Below are 15,080 nucleotides of genomic sequence, written 5' to 3'. Positions count from 1 at the left end.
GCGAGGGGCCGCCGTGCAGCATCACCCGCTCAGGGTGAGCAACGGACCGTGACGCTCGACGTCACGGAGTTCCATCGATCGTCACGCCTTCAGGGCATCAGTCCCGACGAGTTCCGAGGAGCCCACGATGCCCAGCGCCAACCGCCTGTCGACGCCCGTTGCGGTCGACGAGCCCGAGATCGAGGGACGCTACGCGCCGCTCGACGAGTACACCGTCAGCTTCGAGTCGTTCCACCAGGACGTCGATCCCGCGCCGTACTTCACCGGCCTCCCCGACGACCGGTGCCAGTGCGTGCACTGGGGAGTCGTCACGGACGGGCAGATCACCTTCCGCTGGCCGGACCGCGAGGAGACCTACGTGGCCGGTGACGCCTACTACGCCCCACCCGGGCACCTGCCGCTGATCACCGCCGGCACCGCGATCGTGGAGTTCAGCGCGACGGCCGACCTCGAGGCGACCATGGCCGTCGTGCAGCGCAACCTCGCCGCGGCCGGGGCGTCGTCATGACCGCCCAGCCGGTGGCGGACCCCACCGTCGCGGTGGCCCGGCTGATCTCGTTCCTGGAGACAGGGTCGGTGCCCGAGGGGCTCTTCGCCCCAGACGTGTTCTCGGACCTTTCACTGCCGCACTGGCGGATCCAGACCGAGACCGCGCGGGACATCATCGCCGAGCGGGTCGCCGGCCACCCGATCCCCGGTCAGGTGCGGGTCGAGCGGGTCGAGCACACCGGGCACGGCTTCACGATCGAGTTCGAGGAGCGGTGGGTGCACGAGGGGCAGCAGTGGTACTGCCGGGAGATGATCCGGGCGGACGTCGTCGACGACGTGATCCTGGAGATGTCGATCTACTGCACCGGTGACTGGGACGAGGCCAAGCAGCGCGAGCACGGCCAGGCCGTGCGACTGATCCGCCCGTGACGGCGCGATCGGACCGTTCCCCCGCCCGCAGCCGAACCCTACGATGAGTCATGGCCATCCGGGCGACCGTGGTCACGGATCTCCTCGACCGCGCCGATGCGGAACGCGCCGCCGGTCGGGGAGAGACCGCGGCCGGGCTCTACGACCAGGCGGTCGCCGCCGCTCGCGCGGACGACGACCTGCCGGGCTGGACCCGAGCCGTGCTCGGCGCGGCATCGCTCTACGTCTTCGGCGCCGAGCCCGGCAAGATACCCGCCCAGCTGTACGACGTCCTGGCCCGCACCGAGGCCGACGCCGACCGCGCTCGGCTGGCCGCCGCGCTGGCCCGGTGCTGGGGCTACGCGGGCCACCCCGAGAGGGGCGCGCCGTTCGCCTCCGAGGCCGTGCAGCGGGCCGAGCGGGACGGGGCCGCCGACCTGCTGGCGGACTGCCTGGACGCTGCCCTGGCGGTGCACTGGGGACCGGATGAGCTCGACGTCCGACAGGCCATGGTCGCCCGGCTCGACGAGGTCGCGGCGCACGTTCTCGAGCCGGACGTGCGGTTGCAGGCTCACCTGTGGGGCCTGCAGGTCGCGTGCGAGGTTCTGGAGATGCAGGCGGTGCACCGCCACCTGCGGGCCTTGGAGCGGCTGGGGGAGGAGTCCCCCCGTGCGCTGTTCTTCGCGGCATCGCGCCGGCTGATGCTCGACCTGCTCCGCGGACGCACCGACACCGCGCCCCAGCTGACGAAGGTCGCCTCGGCGGCGGGCGAGCAGGCCGGCCTGGCCGATGCCTGGTTGGTGCTCAAGGCCATGGAGGCGTACTCGGCCGCCCAGTCGGGTGACAGCCGCACGTGCGCCGCGGCCGCCGCGGAGGGTGAGGCGTTCGCCCTCGCCGAGGGTGTCCCCGCGGTGTGCGCGGAGATGGCGTACCTGTGGGTCTGTGCCGACCGGCTGGACCGCGCCCAGGCCCTCGTGCACACCTTCCGGGGCGCGGTGCTGGCCGACCTCCCGCGCGACGTGAACTGGCTGCTGACCTTGCAGTGCGTGCTGGAGGCGGCCCTGGCAGTCGACGACGACGAGGTCGTCGAGACGGCGGCCGGCCTGCTGGCGCCGTACGAGGGTCGGGCCGTGATGAACGCCGGGGCGGTCATGTTCCACGGGCTCACCGACGACACGCTCGCCCGAGCCGCCGCCCGACGCGGTGACCACCAGGTAGCGGATCGGCTGCGCGCCAACGCCCTGGCCACCTACGACCGGGTCGGCGCCCAGTGGTGGCGCGACCGGCTCGCCTCGTGGAGCCCGCCGGAGCGGCCGGCCCCGAGCCTCGGCGTCCGGCCCGTGCACCTGCACCCGGAGCGCGGCGGCCTCTGGCGGATCGGACCGGACGACGCCGCCGTCACGCTGCGGCCCCTGCGCGGGTTCGGCTACCTGCGCGAGCTGGTTCGTCGTCCGCACCAGCCCGTCTCCGCGCTGGACCTCGTGGGTGCGGGCACCGGTGTCGTGGTGGAGTCCGGGCTCGGTGAGGTCGCCGACCCGCAGGCCATCGCGGCCTACCGGGAACGCCTGCGGGAGCTGGAGGGCGAGCTGGCCGAGGCCGCCGAATGGGCGGATCTCGGACGGGCCGAGGTCGCCCGTCGTGAGCGGGACGCCCTGCTGGACGAGGTCGCTCGTTCCACCGGGCTGCACGGCCGAGCCCGCACCACCGGATCGAGCCAGGAACGGGCCAGGGTCGCCGTCCAGAAGGCCATCACCGTTGCGGTCGAACGGATCGGCTCCGTCGACGAGCGACTCGGGCAGCACCTGCGCGGCAGCATCCGCACCGGCCTCCAGTGCACCTACGAACCCCGGGACGACGACCAGGTCGGCTGGATCCTCGACTGAGGCAACGGGTCAGCCTGCCTGCCAGAGCTCGATCCGGTTGCCCTCGGGGTCCGTGACCCAGCCGAACCGACCGACGCCGTCCATGTCCTGCGTCTGCTCCGCGACGTCCGCGCCCCGGGACCGCAGCTGCGCGAGCATCGCGTCCAGGTCGCGGACCCGGAAGTTGAGCATGGTCTGCTGGGCGCGAGAGCCGAAGTAGTCGGTGCCGGACTCGAAGGTCGCGAACACCGTCGGCCCGGACTCCGGCTGCCACAGGCCGTTCGCGTCGGCGTCCAGGCCGAGGCAGTCGCGGTACCAGGCGCCCAGGGCCGCCGGGTCCGCGGCCCGCAGGAAGTAGCCACCGACTCCGAGGACACGTTCCATGTCGCCATCATGCCCGCACGGCACTCGTCGGCGACACCTCAGGCGTGCTCCGCGCGATAGCGGACGAGCAGCCGGTCGAGGAGGTCGGCCAGGTCGGCGGCGAGCGCGTCGTCGAGGGAGGGGAACGAGAAGGTGGCCCGTCCACTGCGCCGGGCCTGCAGCTCGGACGAGGCGGCGGCGACGTCCTCGGGATACCGGTCGGCGATGATCAGGTAGAGGCTGACGAACGTCTTGCCGCGCTTCGAGGCGACGAAGTAGTCGTGCCCGGTCGCGCCGGGCCAGACCAGCGCAGGAACGCCGTAGATGCTGCCGTCCACGAGCTCAGGGCGGTAGCGGTCCAGCAGTGTCCGGAGCCGATCCTCGACCTCCGTCAGGTCCGACGTCATGCCGTCAGGCTAGGTGCAGCCGCTCGCCGGCGGGTGCCAGCAACGTGGCAACCTCGCAGCCCCGGCGATGCCGGGTTGCCACGATGCCGGGTTGCCACGGTGTCGAGGTGGAACGGTCAGGCGAGCTGCCCGGCGACGGTGGGGTTGGCGACCGACACGATCACCCGCGCCGCCTCACCGAGCGCCGCGAGCTGCTCAGGCGTCAGGGCGTCCACGACCAGCCGGCGTGCCTCCCGCACGTGCCCGGGCGCGGACTCCTGGAGCTTGACCCAGCCCGCGTCGGTCAACCGGGCGTCGACCCGACGACCAGCGGTCGAGCAGCTGCTGCGCCGTACCCACCCGGCGTGCTCGAGGCGGGTCACCGCGTGCGACAGCCGGGACAGCGAGCCCTGGGAGAGGGAGGCCAAGCGGGACATCGGCAGGGTGCGGTCCGGGGAGCCGGACAGGGCCGCCAGCACGTGGTACTCGAACGCGTTCAGGCCGGCCTGGCACTTGAGCTGGGTGTCGAGGGCCGTGGGCAGGGTCGCGAGCAGGGCGATCAGGGACCGCCAGTCCCGCTGCTGGTCGGGGCTCAGCCAGGGGACGTCGTCGTCCTGAGATCGGGCCGTCATGTGCTCAGCGTAGGGCCGACTTGAATGTTCAACCATTGTCGGCGTACGGTGTTGAACATTCAACCCCACCAAAGGAGAACCCCGTGACCGTGCTTCGCGTCGACGCCAGCATCCAGGGACCGCGCTCGGCCAGCAGCGAGCTGGCTGACCTCGTCCTGGCCGAGCTCACGACCGCACGACCGGACGTTCCCGTCGTCCAGCGCCACCTCGCCGCCGACCCGCTGCCCGCCCACGCCTGGGCCGACGCCATCGCCGGCAAGTGGACGCCGGCCGAGGACCGCAGCCAGGCCCAGATCGACGCGCTGGCGCTCGCGGCGACCCTCGCGAACGAGCTGCGGGACGCCGACTCCGCCGTCCTCGCGCTGCCGCTCTACAACTTCGGTGTCTCCCAGCACGCCAAGGTCTGGTTCGACCTGGCCATCGCCGGCGGCGAGCAGGGCGAGCGGCTGCTGGACGGCAAGCCCGTCGTCCTGCTCACCACCCGCGGCGGCGCGTACGGCGCCGGCACCCCGCGCGAGGGCTGGGACCACAACACCGACTACCTCCGCCGCATCCTGGCCGACATCTGGGGGGCCGACCTCACCGTCATCGAGCGCGAGTTCACCCTGGTCGGCGTCAACCCGGCCCTCGACGAGTTCGCCGAGCTCGCCGAGCTGATGAAGAAGTCCGCGCACGAAGCGGCCGTCGACGCCGGCAAGGCCCTCGCCGCGCGGTAGTCGCCCGGTCGTGACCCGGCGATACTGGCGGGATGGAGCAGCTCACCCTCGCGCAGATCCTGGACGCCGGGCTGGACGACTGGCGCAAGCTGGCCCGAGCCCTGCACGCCCGCTACCTCACCGGTGACTTCGTCACGGGCCTGCGGTTCGTGACGGCCGTCACCGAGGCGGCCGAGGCGGCGAACCACCACCCGGACGTCACGCTGACCTACCCGGCGGTCGACCTGGCGCTGCTGAGCCACGACGTCGGCCGGCTCACCCAGCGGGACGTCGACCTCGCCCGCCGGATCAGCGAGATCGCTGCGGCACAAGGGATCGCCGCCGATCCGGCCGGCCCGGCCCTGGTCGAGCTCGCGCTGGACTCCGCGGACATCCGACCCCAGAGCCGGTTCTGGTCGGCCCTGCTGACCGGCAGCGCCGACAACGTCGACCCGGACGAGGGTGACGTCATCGACCCGACCGGGCAGGTGCCGCTGCTGTGGTTCCAGCGCACCGATGCCCACGAGACGCCGCGCCAGCGGTTCCACCTCGACCTGTGGGTGCCGCACGACGTCGCCGAGGAGCGCATCGCGGCCGCCGTCGCCGCCGGTGGCGCCGTGGTGGACGACACGGAGCGCCCGTCGTTCGTCGTCCTGGCCGATCCCGAGGGCAACCGGGTGTGCGTCTGCACCTGCCTCGACCGGGGCTAGGATTTACGAAGGGGTCCTTCAGGAGGCTGGTCACACGGATGGTTGCCCCGAAGCCGCTGGGAGACAAGGCGCTGCGCGAGTGGCTCGACCTGACCCTGTCCGGACACGGCTTCGACCCCCTGACCAGCGGATGCCTGTGCGGCTGGGTCGATGCGCGGCCCACGCAGCCGGGCGACCAGCAGCCCTGGTTGGCGCACCGGACCGACGTCATCCTCGACGTCCTGGAGTTCACGGACACCTCGCAGCAGGCCCAGGCCGCCGAGTGGGAACGCCTGGCTGCGAAGATGCGCCGCGTGGACCCGCGATGACGAACGACGAGACACGTGGCGGCCAGTACGCGGACGTGAACGGCGTGCACCTGTACTACGAGGTGCACGGCACGGGTGGCCCGTTGGTGCTGCTGCACGGCGGTCTGGGCTCGGGGGAGATGTTCGGACCGGTCCTGCCGGCGCTGACCGAGCACCACCAGGTGATCCTTCCGGACCTGCAGGGGCACGGCCGGACGGCGGATGTCGACCGGCCGCTCGACGTCCGGCTGATGGCCGACGACGTCGCCGCGCTGGTCGACCACCTCGACCTCGGTCCGGTGGACGTCGTCGGCTACTCGCTCGGCGGTGGGGTAGGCCTGCAGGCGGCGATCCGGCACCCGGCCACGGTTCGTCGCCTCGTCGCGGCGTGCGCCCACATCCGCCGGGACGCCCTCTACCCGCAGATGCTGGCGCAGCAGGCCCAGGTCGGTGCCGACGCGGTCGAGTTCATGAAGCAGACCCCGATGTACGAGCTGTACCAGCGGGTGGCGCCGCACCCGGAGGACTTTGCGCGGCTGCTCGACAAGATCGGCGCGTCCATGGCCCTGGACTTCGACTTCTCCGACGGCGTGCGCGGCCTGCAGGTGCCGACTCTGGTCCTGGCCGCCGACGCCGACATGGCGCCGCCCAGCCACTACGTCGAGGTGTTCGCCCTGCTCGGGGGCGGCCAGCGCGACGGCGGCTGGGACGGTTCGGGTCGACCGGACGGCGGCCACGCGCTGGCGATCCTGCCCGGTCTGACGCACTACGACCTGTTCGCCTCGCCACTGTTCGCCGCGACCAGTCTGGCGTTCCTAGCCGGGTGAGCCCGGACGCTCCACGAGCGCGGCCAGCCGGCCGATGGACTCGGTCAGCCGTTGGGTCAGCACCCACTCCAGCAGCGGGTTGTGCGCCCACTTGCCCGGGCCGCTGCTGGGCTCCTCCGCGAGGACGATGCGGGTGCCGCTGCGCTCGGGAGTGAGTCGCAGGTCGACCCGCGCGGTGCCGAAGGGACGCCCGCGCGCCTCGAGCACGAGGTGCCGACCAGGCTCGCAGGCGAGGACCTCCGACTCGTCCCGCAGCATCGCCGGCCAGGCACCGACCGCATGGTGCAGGCGCGACCCGACCTTCGGCCAGGTCGGCTCGACCGCCCGCATGTGGGTCGTGCCCACGACCCACAGCGGGTACAGCCAGCCATCGCTCAGCACCTCGAAGACCCGCGCGGGGGTGGCGTCCACCCACCTCTCGACCTGTGCCATCTCAGCTCCTCACGGCCGGAGGACGACCTTGATCGCGCCGTCCTCCTTCTTCTGGAAGATCTCGTAGGCCCGAGGTGCCTCGGACAGCGGGAGCCGGTGCGTCGCAAAGGACTCGACGTCCAGCGGGTCGTCGTCGGTGAGCAGCGGCATGATGTCCGGCACCCAGCGCTTGACGTTCGCCTGCCCCATGCGCAGCTGGATCTGCTTGTCGAACATGGTGGCCAGGTCCATCGGGTCGGCCGCGCCGGCGTACACGCCGATGAGCGAGACGGTGCCGCCGCGCCGGACGATGTCGATCGCCGAGGTCACCGCAGCGAGCTGGTCGACCCCGGCGGTCTTGGCGACGGGCGCCGCGATCGCGTCCGGCAGGAGCGCGGCGACCTGCAGCACCGCCCGCGCCGCGGGGGAGCCGTGTGCCTCCATGCCCACCGCGTCGATCACCGAGTCGGTGCCGCGACCGTCGGTCAGGTCGCGGACGACGTCCCCGAGGTCGTCCTCGTGCTCGCGCAGGTCGATCACCTCGAGGCCGCGGGCCCGGGCCCGCTCCAGCCGCTCGGGGACGAGGTCGACCGCGATGACGCGCAGGCCCTGGTACTGGGCGATGCGCGCGGCCATGTCACCGATCGGGCCGAGGCCCAGCACGGTCACCGAGCCGCCCTTGGGGACGTCCGCGTACTGGACGGACTGCCAGGCGGTCGGCAGGACGTCGGACAGGTAGACGAACCGCTCGTCCGGCGGCCCCTCCGGCACCTTGATGTGGGTGAACTGCGCCTGCGGGACCCGCAGGTACTCGGCCTGGCCGCCGGGCACCTGGCCGTACAGCTTCGAGAAGCCGAACAGCGCCGCGCCCATACCCTGCTCGCGCACCTGCGTGGTCTCGCACTGGGTGTACAGCGACTGGTCGCACATGAAGCAGTGCCCGCAGGAGATCTGGAACGGCATCACGACCCGGTCGCCCACCTTCAGGTCACCGACGTCGGACCCGACCTCCTCGACGATCCCCATCGGCTCGTGGCCCAGGACGTCCCCGGCGTCCATGAACGGCGTCAGGGTCTCGTAGAGGTGCAGGTCGGATCCGCAGATGTTGGTGCTGGTGATCTTGACGATCGCGTCCGTCGGCTCCTGGATCTGCGGATCCGGAACCTCCTCGACGCTCACCGAGCGCTTGCCCTGCCAGGTCACGGCCTTCATCAGGTGCCTCCGTTGGTTGCACCTGAGCGTGTGCCCTCGGCGGCCGATCCGCCCGTCGATCTTGAAGACGACAGCGGACCGGGCGCCGGGTCAGGCGATCGGACCCTCGCCGAGCGTGACCGTGGCGGACTGCTGCTGGCCGTCGGACGTCGTCCAGGTGACCCGCACCTGGTCGCCCGGCTGGTGGGTGGCGAGCGCGCTGCGCAGCTCGGCGGACGATCCGACCGACGTCCCGTCGATGGCGGTGATGACGTCGCCGGCCTGCAGGCCGGCCCCGGCGGCGGGAGTGCCGTCCAGGACGCCGGCCACGGTCGCGGACGAGTCGTCCGTGCCGAGCCCGATGCCCAGGTACGCCGGGTAGCCGAGCTCGACCGAGCCGGTGTCGTCACCCGACGTGATGGCCTGGACCGCGGTCAGCACGGTGCTCAGCGGGATCACGTAGCCGCGGATGTCGGACGTGCCGCTGGAGGCGGCGACGTTCATGCCGACGACCTTGCCGTCGGAGCCGAGCAGCGCACCGCCGGAGTCACCCGGGATCACGTCGGCGTTCACCTCGATCAGGCCGGTCAGCTGGTGCGGCGTGCCGTCCTCGTCCGACACGGTGATGGACTGGTCGAGCGCGGTGACGGTGCCGGCGGCGGCGGTCAGCGACCCGCCGTCACCGTTGGCGTCGCCGACCGCGGTGACGTCGTCACCCGACTGGACGCCGGACGAGTCCAGGCTGGCGGTCTGCAGGCCCTGCGCCCCCACGAGCTTCAGCACGGCGACGTCCTTCACCGGGTCGGCGCCCACGTAGTGGGCGGTGTAGGTCTGGCCCGTCGAGACGACGGTGACCTTGATGGCCGTCGCGCCCGCGACGACGTGGTGGTTCGTGACGATGGTGCCGTCGGAGGACAGCACGATCCCGGTGCCGGCCGCGGTCCCGTTGGTCAGCGTCGAGGTGATCTCGACCAGGCCCACGGACGCCGCGTCCGAGGCGTCGGTGGTGTCCGTGCCGCCGGTCGTGTCCTGCTGCTGCGTCGTCCCGGAGCCGTTCCACAGGTCGCCGTAGCTGCCGTAGCCCTGGTCGCCGTAGCCCTGGTCGCCGTAGCCCTGGTCGCCGTAGCCCTGGTCGCCCCAGGACCAGTCAGCCGTCGTGACGGTCTGGCTGCGCGGTGCGGTCGCCGTGCCGACGCCGGCGGCGTGCGCGACGCCACCGGTCGCGACCAGACCCAGCGCGAGCGCGATGCCCGCAGCGGTGCGGGACGAGCGGCGGGTGCTGCGGCACCGGTGGGCGGCGCGCGGTGCCGGACCGAATGCGGTGCCGCGGTCCTGACGACCGCTGTGCGGGGCCTGCGTGGTGTCCATGGGACGTTCCTTCCTCGGATGATCTCTCCCGAGGACTCTGGCCGACGAACCTGGGCAATCCCTTGGAGCCGAGTGGGAGCAGGCCGTGGAGTTCCGTGGCGCGTCGGTCAGTCCACGATCAGCTGGAAGTTCACCGGTCGGCTGCCCGGGAAGGCCACCCGGCCGGTCCCGTCGACCATCTTGAACCGCACGAAGCAGAACGTGGCGGCGGTCGGGGCCGTGACGTCCACCTTCACGTCCACCATCTTTCCGGGCGCGGTGTCGGGAACCGGGATGTCCGAGATGGTCTGGCACTGGTCGCGTCGCTGCGGCTCGTCGACGCGGTGCAGGGTGTAGCCGGACCACGCCACCGTGCCGGTGTTCTTGAACCGCCACGCCTTCGTGACCGTCTGCCCGTGGGGCACGTGGGCGCAGTCCGGCAGGGTCAGGTCGGCGACGAACGAGGCTCGGTCGCCGCGGTGCTCGGGCTGCTCGACCGGCGGGTTCGTCTGGTGCACCGGGCAGTCGCTCGCGGCGTACCGGGCCGGTGGGCGCGGCGCCGTCTTGTCCCGGGTGGCCATGGCCCACGCCACCCCCGCACCCGCGACGACCAGCACAGCGGCGGCTGCGGCCAGAACGGCGTACCGGCCCGGACGACGCCGCCGCACGGGCTGGTCCGGACCGGACGGAGCTGCGGACGGAGGTGCGGTCGGGGCTGCCGGAGCGGGTTCGGCCCGGACGTCGGTCCCGGCTGGGCTCACGACTCGGTTGGCCTGCTCCCACCGTTCCCGGTAGTCCGCGGGATCCGCCCCGCACGCCCGGACGAACTCCGCCGTCGTGCCCCAGCTCGGCAGCCGGTTGCCCTGCGCTGCCTCGTGCAGCGTGGTGTGCGAGATGGCCCGGGACCGTCCGGCCATGGTCCGGAACGACGGCTTGCCGACCGAGTCGCGCAGGTCCGACAGGACCGCGGCGAACCCCTCGATCGCCTGCGCCCGCTCGGCCGCTGTGCTGCCCGCCACGCCCCCTCCTCGCTCGTGCCCGCCCTTGACCTGCCCGGGCCCGGGCAGCGACATTACCGGCAAGCGGAGCGAGACATGCCGGATCGCCCGCCGCGCTGCAGCGCGACGGGCGACCCGGTGCTCGATCCGTGCTCGGGACGTGCTCGAGTGGCTACGAGGTGAGCACGATCCCGCTGTAGTACGACTTCAGGATCGTCGCGTAGCCCTTCCCGGCGTTCGCCTGGTCCCGCGAGCCGTACTGCGACATCCAGTTGCCGTCGACCCACCCGGAGCAGGCGGTCGTCGTCGAGCAGTAGTGCGCCTGCAGGATGTTGCCGCTGCGGGTCATCCTGGTACCCCAGGTGCGATCCACCGCCGCGCTCGTCGAGGCCGCAGCGGACGACGGCACGTACACCTGGTCGGCCGTGTCGTCCCGGACGTCGTAGCACTGGCCCGTCCCGGTCTGCCGGGTCGAGTGCAGTGCCCAGTACCAGCCGTAGCTCTTCACGGCCATGGCGCCGGCGTCCAGCGAGGCGCTCGGCCAGCTCGACACCCACTCGTTGGGCAGCACGTTCTTGACGTAGGTCTTGAACGCGACCCGGTCGACCCGCCCGGCCTGCACCCGGTACACCAGGATGGTGGTGGGCAGCGTGCTGTTCGTGCCGTCGGTCTTGCACCCCGTCGGCGGCGCGGCCGTGAGCAGCTGGTGAGAGGCGTTGTTGTTCTTCAACGTGGCGTTGAGGTTGCCCTTCGCGCCGGCCGCGAAGTCCTGGTGCGACCCGGCGAAGTTGCTGTTGAAGTACACCCGCACCGTCTTGCCGGTCCGGTTCCAGACCGACGCCGCGTTGTTCTTGACGCAGACGCCCTTGCCGGCCCCTGCCCCCTTGAACTCGTAGCACGTCGGCTGGCTCGCGCCGTAGTCGTCCAGCGAGGCGGTGAAGTCGGAGACCGAGCCCGCCTCACCGCTGTTGTAGTAGTAGCAGAACTCCCCGCTGTTGCAGACGCCGTCGCGGGAGGCCGCTGACGCGGGGCCGGCGAAGGCGATCGCACCGGCGACCACCACGACGAGCGTGATCAGCAGCGAGGTCAGCGCTCTGACGTGCTTCGGCATGCTCGACACCCGGATCAGTGGTTGACCTTGAACCACGGCTGGGTCCAGCCGAGGTAGTGCTCGCCGAAGCTGGACTCGATCGTGGCGATGGTGGTCTTGCCGTAACGACCCGCGTGGTAGCGGCCGTCGGTGCCGACGTCGGTCGAGGCGAAGCTGCCGCCGCCGAGTGACAGCATCACGTGGCCGTAGCCCTGCGAGCCGCCGCTGAAGAAGGCCAGGCCACCGGCCGGCACCGAGCGGTCACCCGCGTGCTTGTACGTGCTGGGCACCTGGGTCCAGTGCAGGTAGGCGTCGTGCGACCCGCTGCTCGACCAGCCGTACGCCAGGGCCACGACGTGGTCGCACGTGCCGGTGCCCAACGAGGTGCTGCCCAGGTGGTCGTTGGCCCACGCGACCGCCCCGCTGCAGGTACGCGGGTCACCGAGGCCGGACGTCGAGCACGCCGTGCTGGACGCGGTCACGAACTGGTGGGACGCGTTGTTGTTCTTGAGCGTCGCGTTGAGGTTGGCCTTCGCGCCGGCCGCGATGGACTGGTACGTGCCGCCGTAGCTGCTGTTGAAGTAAACCCGCACCGTCTTGGTGCTGCGGTTCCACACCGAGGCGGCGTTGTTCTTGATGCACAGGCCCTTGCCGGCGCCCGCGCCCTTGAAGTCGTAGCAGCCCGGCTGCGTCGTCCCGTAGTCGGCGATCGAGCCGGTGAAGTCCGAGATCGAGCCGGCCTCACCGCTGTTGTAGTAGTAGCAGAACTCCCCGCTGTTGCAGACGCCGTCGCGGGAGGCCGCGAACGCCGGGGTGGCGCCCGCGCCGAGGGTCGAGGCGGTGACCGCGATCGCGGCGCCGGCCAGGCTGAGGGTCTTCGTGAGCTGCTTCATCGTCGTTTCCTCCACGTGAGTGTGCTGGTGATGGTTGGTGCTGCGTGCTGTCACTGCAGCCGCTGGTACTCCTCCCAGGTGTGGATCGTGACCTTGGGGCCGTCGTCCGCCGCGCGGTTCGCGAGGCCGTTCTTGCCCAGGTAGTAGTCGCCGGTCTGGTGCTGGGCCTGGCTCGACAGGTCGGTGTCGTTGATCGCCGCGGCGTGGATGTGCCACGGCCAGTCGCCCTGGCTCGGGTTGCGCACCCAGGCCGCGAATCCCACCTCGCGCAGCCCCTTCGCCACCGCCGTGCGGGTGGCGGCGCTCATGCCGGTCACCGAGATGTCCACGACCCCGCCGCCGTCGTGGGTGCCGGCCGAGCTGGGGTCGCCGCCGGGGTTGTAGGAGCCCTGCTCGAGCACCAGCGTCCGGCCGAGCCGGCGCTGCGCCTCGGCGAGCATGCTGTTGGTCCGCGCGTTCACGGTGACGCCGTCGCGGGTGAGCTTGGCACCTGGCGCGAGCGGGTTCGTGACCGTGAAGCGACCGGCGCCGAGCGTGGTCAGCGACGTCTTGCCGGGCAACCCGTTGGCAGCCAGCCCGGTATAGCCGAGGGAGGCCTGGTACTTCGCGTACGCCGCGACCGTCTCGGTGCCGAAGTAGCCGTCGACCCACTGGGCCGCCAGCAGCTTCTTCGCCTGCAGCGCCTTCTCGACCGCCAGGACGCTCGCCTTCGCACCGGGGGTCAGCGTATGGTCGGCGCGGCGGGGGTCGATCTGCGCGGCCTTGACCGTGGCCTCCATGTTGACGGTGGGCAGGTCGGCCGCCGACGCGGCCGCCCCGCCGGCCGGGACGAGCAGGGCCACGGCCGCCGCCGTGGTGACCCAGGAACGGAACGTCATCAGTCCTCCTCGTGTGCTGCGGGGGTGACCCGGAACGGGCCGAGCACACGATGGGGCAGATCAGACGCCGTCCGGCAGGCCCAGCGCTCGCCTGACACGATGCGCGGGCTGTCATCTGGGCCCTGACCTGCGCAAACGCGGGTGTTGTCAGTCCGGCGCGGGCCGGCGTTTGACACGGTCGGCGGCCCGATCGGCGCGCGGCGCGGCCCGCCGGCTGGTCGAATGGGTCGCCGCCCGGACCCACCTCGAAAACTGGAGTCGCCTCGTGCCTGACATCCCCGTCGTCGCCGTGATCGTCGCCAACCCCGGGTCGGAGGACGTCGTCCGGGCCGCGTTGGCCGACCTCGTCGAGCCCACCCGGGCCGAGGAGGGCTGCCGGTCGTACGAGCTGCACGAGTCGGCGGCCGCGCCCGGCACGTTCGTCACGATCGAGTCGTGGAGCGACGCGTCCGACCTCGACAAGCACCTGGCCACACCGCACGTCGCCGCGGCGCTCGCCGCAGCGGACGGCCACCTCGCCCTGGCGCCAGGCATCCACCCGCTGACGGTGGTGCCCCGCTGACGGCTCGCAGCAGGCGGGGGGCTACGGCGCGTCGGGCTGGGCCGTCGAGCCCCGGACGACGAGCTCGGTGGCGAGCTCGATGTGCCGGAAGTCCACGCGCGCGCCGGCGGACAGCTGGACGGCGGTGCGCAGGGCCACGGCGCCCATCTCGCGCAGGGGCTGGCGGACGGTGGTCAGCGGAGGCGAGGACAGCCGGGCCATCTGGGTGTCGTCGAAACCCACGACGCTGAGCTCGGCCGGCACTCGCAGGCCCCGCGTTCGGGCCGCCTCGAGCACTCCGAGCGCTACCTCGTCGTTGAACGCCAGCAGCGCGGTCGGCCGGTCCCGCAGGTCCATGAGCTCGGCCCCGCTGGCGACCCCGTCGTCGTAGGCCTCCTGCTCCGAGCGCAGGTACTCCTCGATGACCGGCGCCCCGGCCGCGTGCATCGCGCTGCGGAAGCCGGCCATCCGCGCCTGGTTGCAGGGCGCCAGCGGTGCGCCGCCGATGTAGCCGATCTTGCGGTGCCCCAGGGCCAGCAGGTGGTTGGTGGCCGCGATGCCGCCGCTGAAGTCGGTCGAGCCGACGCTCGTCAACCGGGCGTGCGGGGTCGTCAACGGGTTGACGACGACCAGCGGCAGCCGGGCCCGCGACAGGGCGCCGACGTCACTGGCGGTCAGCTCGGTGGTTACCGCGACGACGGCCTTGCGACCTGCGGCGATCACGTCCTTCGCCCAGTCCGTGGGCTCGGACGTGCCCTTCGCGAGCGACAGCACCGACACCACCACCGAGACCGTGAGGTCGGCCGCGGCGTCCAGCGCCCCGTTCATGATCTCGGTCATGTAGGCGTTGAGGTCGTTCTGGAAGAGCAGCGCGATGCTCGGGGTCCCGCCGGCCGGCACCCGCCGCGACACGTAGTCGTGCTGGCGGAGCAGCGCCTGGACCCGGGCTCGGGTGGTGGGGGACACGTCGGTTCGCCCGTTGATCACCTTCGACACGGTCGCGACGGAGACACCGGCGGAGGCGGCGACAGTGGCGAGCGTGGTGCGGGCGGAACCGGACGGCACGACGTCT

General features: G+C 72.0%; 19 protein-coding genes. 8 read left to right on the top strand and 11 right to left on the bottom strand.

Annotated features, from left to right (window positions below):
- Positions 1-127 precede the first annotated feature (127 nt).
- The 3 genes from ABEB17_RS19060 to ABEB17_RS19050 are packed head-to-tail and all read left to right on the top strand — an operon-like array spanning position 128 to position 2,780.
- Positions 128-508 carry a cupin domain-containing protein gene (locus ABEB17_RS19060; RefSeq protein WP_345718332.1) on the top strand — a complete coding sequence of 127 codons (381 nt, stop codon included), beginning with the start codon at positions 128-130 and terminating at the stop codon, positions 506-508.
- Positions 505-918 (top strand): hypothetical protein, encoded by a 414-nt coding sequence (locus ABEB17_RS19055; RefSeq protein WP_345718331.1) that lies wholly within the window; start codon positions 505-507, stop codon positions 916-918. The genes ABEB17_RS19060 and ABEB17_RS19055 overlap by 4 nt, the downstream gene beginning before the upstream one ends.
- Positions 919-968: 50 nt before the next feature.
- Positions 969-2,780, top strand: a complete 1,812-nt coding sequence (locus ABEB17_RS19050; protein ID WP_345718330.1) for a hypothetical protein — start codon at positions 969-971, stop codon at positions 2,778-2,780.
- 9 nt (positions 2,781-2,789) lie between these two features.
- Here ABEB17_RS19050 and ABEB17_RS19045 read toward each other — a convergent pair whose 3' ends face one another.
- The 3 genes from ABEB17_RS19045 to ABEB17_RS19035 form a co-directional block, all read right to left on the bottom strand.
- The gene (locus tag ABEB17_RS19045; RefSeq protein ID WP_345718329.1) at positions 2,790-3,143 is read right to left on the bottom strand and encodes a VOC family protein; all 354 of its coding nucleotides are present in this window, start codon (positions 3,141-3,143) and stop codon (positions 2,790-2,792) included.
- A 38-nt stretch (positions 3,144-3,181) separates the two neighbouring features.
- A complete protein-coding gene (locus ABEB17_RS19040; protein ID WP_345718328.1) occupies positions 3,182-3,529 on the bottom strand; it encodes a hypothetical protein in 348 nt (115 codons plus the stop codon).
- 116 nt (positions 3,530-3,645) lie between these two features.
- Positions 3,646-4,140: a MarR family winged helix-turn-helix transcriptional regulator gene (locus tag ABEB17_RS19035; RefSeq protein WP_345718327.1), complete on the bottom strand. Its 495-nt coding sequence runs from the start codon at positions 4,138-4,140 to the stop codon at positions 3,646-3,648.
- An 83-nt stretch (positions 4,141-4,223) separates the two neighbouring features.
- Here ABEB17_RS19035 and ABEB17_RS19030 point away from each other — a divergent pair, with 83 nt between their 5' ends.
- Genes ABEB17_RS19030 through ABEB17_RS19015 form a run of 4 tightly spaced genes read left to right on the top strand, consistent with a single transcriptional unit; the run spans position 4,224 to position 6,659 of the window.
- Positions 4,224-4,856 carry an FMN-dependent NADH-azoreductase gene (locus ABEB17_RS19030; RefSeq protein WP_345718326.1) on the top strand — a complete coding sequence of 211 codons (633 nt, stop codon included), beginning with the start codon at positions 4,224-4,226 and terminating at the stop codon, positions 4,854-4,856.
- Between the two features lie 32 nt (positions 4,857-4,888).
- Positions 4,889-5,545, top strand: a complete 657-nt coding sequence (locus tag ABEB17_RS19025) for a VOC family protein (protein ID WP_345718325.1) — start codon at positions 4,889-4,891, stop codon at positions 5,543-5,545.
- A 38-nt stretch (positions 5,546-5,583) separates the two neighbouring features.
- Complete coding sequence (locus ABEB17_RS19020; protein WP_345718324.1) at positions 5,584-5,853, top strand: hypothetical protein; 270 nt, start codon at positions 5,584-5,586, stop codon at positions 5,851-5,853.
- Positions 5,850-6,659 (top strand): alpha/beta fold hydrolase, encoded by an 810-nt coding sequence (locus ABEB17_RS19015; RefSeq protein ID WP_345718323.1) that lies wholly within the window; start codon positions 5,850-5,852, stop codon positions 6,657-6,659. Before ABEB17_RS19020 ends, ABEB17_RS19015 begins: the two co-directional genes overlap by 4 nt.
- Here ABEB17_RS19015 and ABEB17_RS19010 read toward each other — a convergent pair.
- From ABEB17_RS19010 to ABEB17_RS18980, 7 genes are all read right to left on the bottom strand, one after another.
- Complete coding sequence (locus ABEB17_RS19010) at positions 6,648-7,091, bottom strand: SRPBCC family protein (protein WP_345718322.1); 444 nt, start codon at positions 7,089-7,091, stop codon at positions 6,648-6,650. The genes ABEB17_RS19015 and ABEB17_RS19010 overlap by 12 nt on opposite strands.
- Before the next feature lie 9 nt (positions 7,092-7,100).
- Positions 7,101-8,282: a zinc-dependent alcohol dehydrogenase gene (locus ABEB17_RS19005; protein WP_345718321.1), complete on the bottom strand. Its 1,182-nt coding sequence runs from the start codon at positions 8,280-8,282 to the stop codon at positions 7,101-7,103.
- 90 nt (positions 8,283-8,372) lie between these two features.
- Positions 8,373-9,629: a S1C family serine protease gene (locus tag ABEB17_RS19000; RefSeq protein WP_345718320.1), complete on the bottom strand. Its 1,257-nt coding sequence runs from the start codon at positions 9,627-9,629 to the stop codon at positions 8,373-8,375.
- 107 nt (positions 9,630-9,736) lie between these two features.
- Entirely contained in the window at positions 9,737-10,627 is an 891-nt protein-coding gene (locus ABEB17_RS18995) for an NBR1-Ig-like domain-containing protein (protein ID WP_345718319.1), read from the bottom strand.
- Between the two features lie 151 nt (positions 10,628-10,778).
- On the bottom strand, positions 10,779-11,717 hold the full coding sequence (locus tag ABEB17_RS18990) for a peptidase inhibitor family I36 protein (RefSeq protein ID WP_345718318.1): 939 nt from the start codon (positions 11,715-11,717) through the stop codon (positions 10,779-10,781).
- 14 nt (positions 11,718-11,731) lie between these two features.
- Positions 11,732-12,589, bottom strand: a complete 858-nt coding sequence (locus ABEB17_RS18985) for a peptidase inhibitor family I36 protein (RefSeq protein ID WP_345718317.1) — start codon at positions 12,587-12,589, stop codon at positions 11,732-11,734.
- Between the two features lie 50 nt (positions 12,590-12,639).
- Positions 12,640-13,467: a peptidoglycan-binding domain-containing protein gene (locus ABEB17_RS18980; protein WP_345718316.1), complete on the bottom strand. Its 828-nt coding sequence runs from the start codon at positions 13,465-13,467 to the stop codon at positions 12,640-12,642.
- A 265-nt stretch (positions 13,468-13,732) separates the two neighbouring features.
- Here ABEB17_RS18980 and ABEB17_RS18975 point away from each other — a divergent pair, with 265 nt between their 5' ends.
- Complete coding sequence (locus tag ABEB17_RS18975) at positions 13,733-14,029, top strand: putative quinol monooxygenase (RefSeq protein WP_345718315.1); 297 nt, start codon at positions 13,733-13,735, stop codon at positions 14,027-14,029.
- A 21-nt stretch (positions 14,030-14,050) separates the two neighbouring features.
- Here the strand turns inward: ABEB17_RS18975 and ABEB17_RS18970 are convergent, their stop codons facing one another.
- Complete coding sequence (locus tag ABEB17_RS18970) at positions 14,051-15,073, bottom strand: LacI family DNA-binding transcriptional regulator (RefSeq protein WP_345718314.1); 1,023 nt, start codon at positions 15,071-15,073, stop codon at positions 14,051-14,053.
- Positions 15,074-15,080: the final 7 nt, after the last annotated feature.

The organism is Angustibacter luteus (assembly GCF_039541115.1).
GTDB classification, from domain to species: Bacteria; Actinomycetota; Actinomycetes; order Actinomycetales; family Angustibacteraceae; genus Angustibacter; species Angustibacter luteus.
Note: the sequence above shows the minus strand (reverse complement) of the source record. Positions and strands in the feature narration are given on the sequence as shown.

Excerpts from the sequence above, each read along its gene's own strand:
- ABEB17_RS19060 (WP_345718332.1), top strand. The coding sequence starts at position 128 with ATGCCCAGCGCCAACCGCCTGTCGACGCCCGTTGCGGTCGACGAGCCC.
- ABEB17_RS19055 (WP_345718331.1), top strand. The coding sequence starts at position 505 with ATGACCGCCCAGCCGGTGGCGGACCCCACCGTCGCGGTGGCCCGGCTG.
- ABEB17_RS19050 (WP_345718330.1), top strand. The coding sequence starts at position 969 with ATGGCCATCCGGGCGACCGTGGTCACGGATCTCCTCGACCGCGCCGAT.
- ABEB17_RS19045 (WP_345718329.1), bottom strand. The coding sequence starts at position 3,143 with ATGGAACGTGTCCTCGGAGTCGGTGGCTACTTCCTGCGGGCCGCGGAC.
- ABEB17_RS19040 (WP_345718328.1), bottom strand. The coding sequence starts at position 3,529 with ATGACGTCGGACCTGACGGAGGTCGAGGATCGGCTCCGGACACTGCTG.
- ABEB17_RS19035 (WP_345718327.1), bottom strand. The coding sequence starts at position 4,140 with ATGACGGCCCGATCTCAGGACGACGACGTCCCCTGGCTGAGCCCCGAC.
- ABEB17_RS19025 (WP_345718325.1), top strand. The coding sequence starts at position 4,889 with ATGGAGCAGCTCACCCTCGCGCAGATCCTGGACGCCGGGCTGGACGAC.
- ABEB17_RS19020 (WP_345718324.1), top strand. The coding sequence starts at position 5,584 with ATGGTTGCCCCGAAGCCGCTGGGAGACAAGGCGCTGCGCGAGTGGCTC.
- ABEB17_RS19015 (WP_345718323.1), top strand. The coding sequence starts at position 5,850 with ATGACGAACGACGAGACACGTGGCGGCCAGTACGCGGACGTGAACGGC.
- ABEB17_RS19010 (WP_345718322.1), bottom strand. The coding sequence starts at position 7,091 with ATGGCACAGGTCGAGAGGTGGGTGGACGCCACCCCCGCGCGGGTCTTC.
- ABEB17_RS19005 (WP_345718321.1), bottom strand. The coding sequence starts at position 8,282 with ATGAAGGCCGTGACCTGGCAGGGCAAGCGCTCGGTGAGCGTCGAGGAG.
- ABEB17_RS19000 (WP_345718320.1), bottom strand. The coding sequence starts at position 9,629 with ATGGACACCACGCAGGCCCCGCACAGCGGTCGTCAGGACCGCGGCACC.
- ABEB17_RS18990 (WP_345718318.1), bottom strand. The coding sequence starts at position 11,717 with ATGCCGAAGCACGTCAGAGCGCTGACCTCGCTGCTGATCACGCTCGTC.
- ABEB17_RS18985 (WP_345718317.1), bottom strand. The coding sequence starts at position 12,589 with ATGAAGCAGCTCACGAAGACCCTCAGCCTGGCCGGCGCCGCGATCGCG.
- ABEB17_RS18980 (WP_345718316.1), bottom strand. The coding sequence starts at position 13,467 with ATGACGTTCCGTTCCTGGGTCACCACGGCGGCGGCCGTGGCCCTGCTC.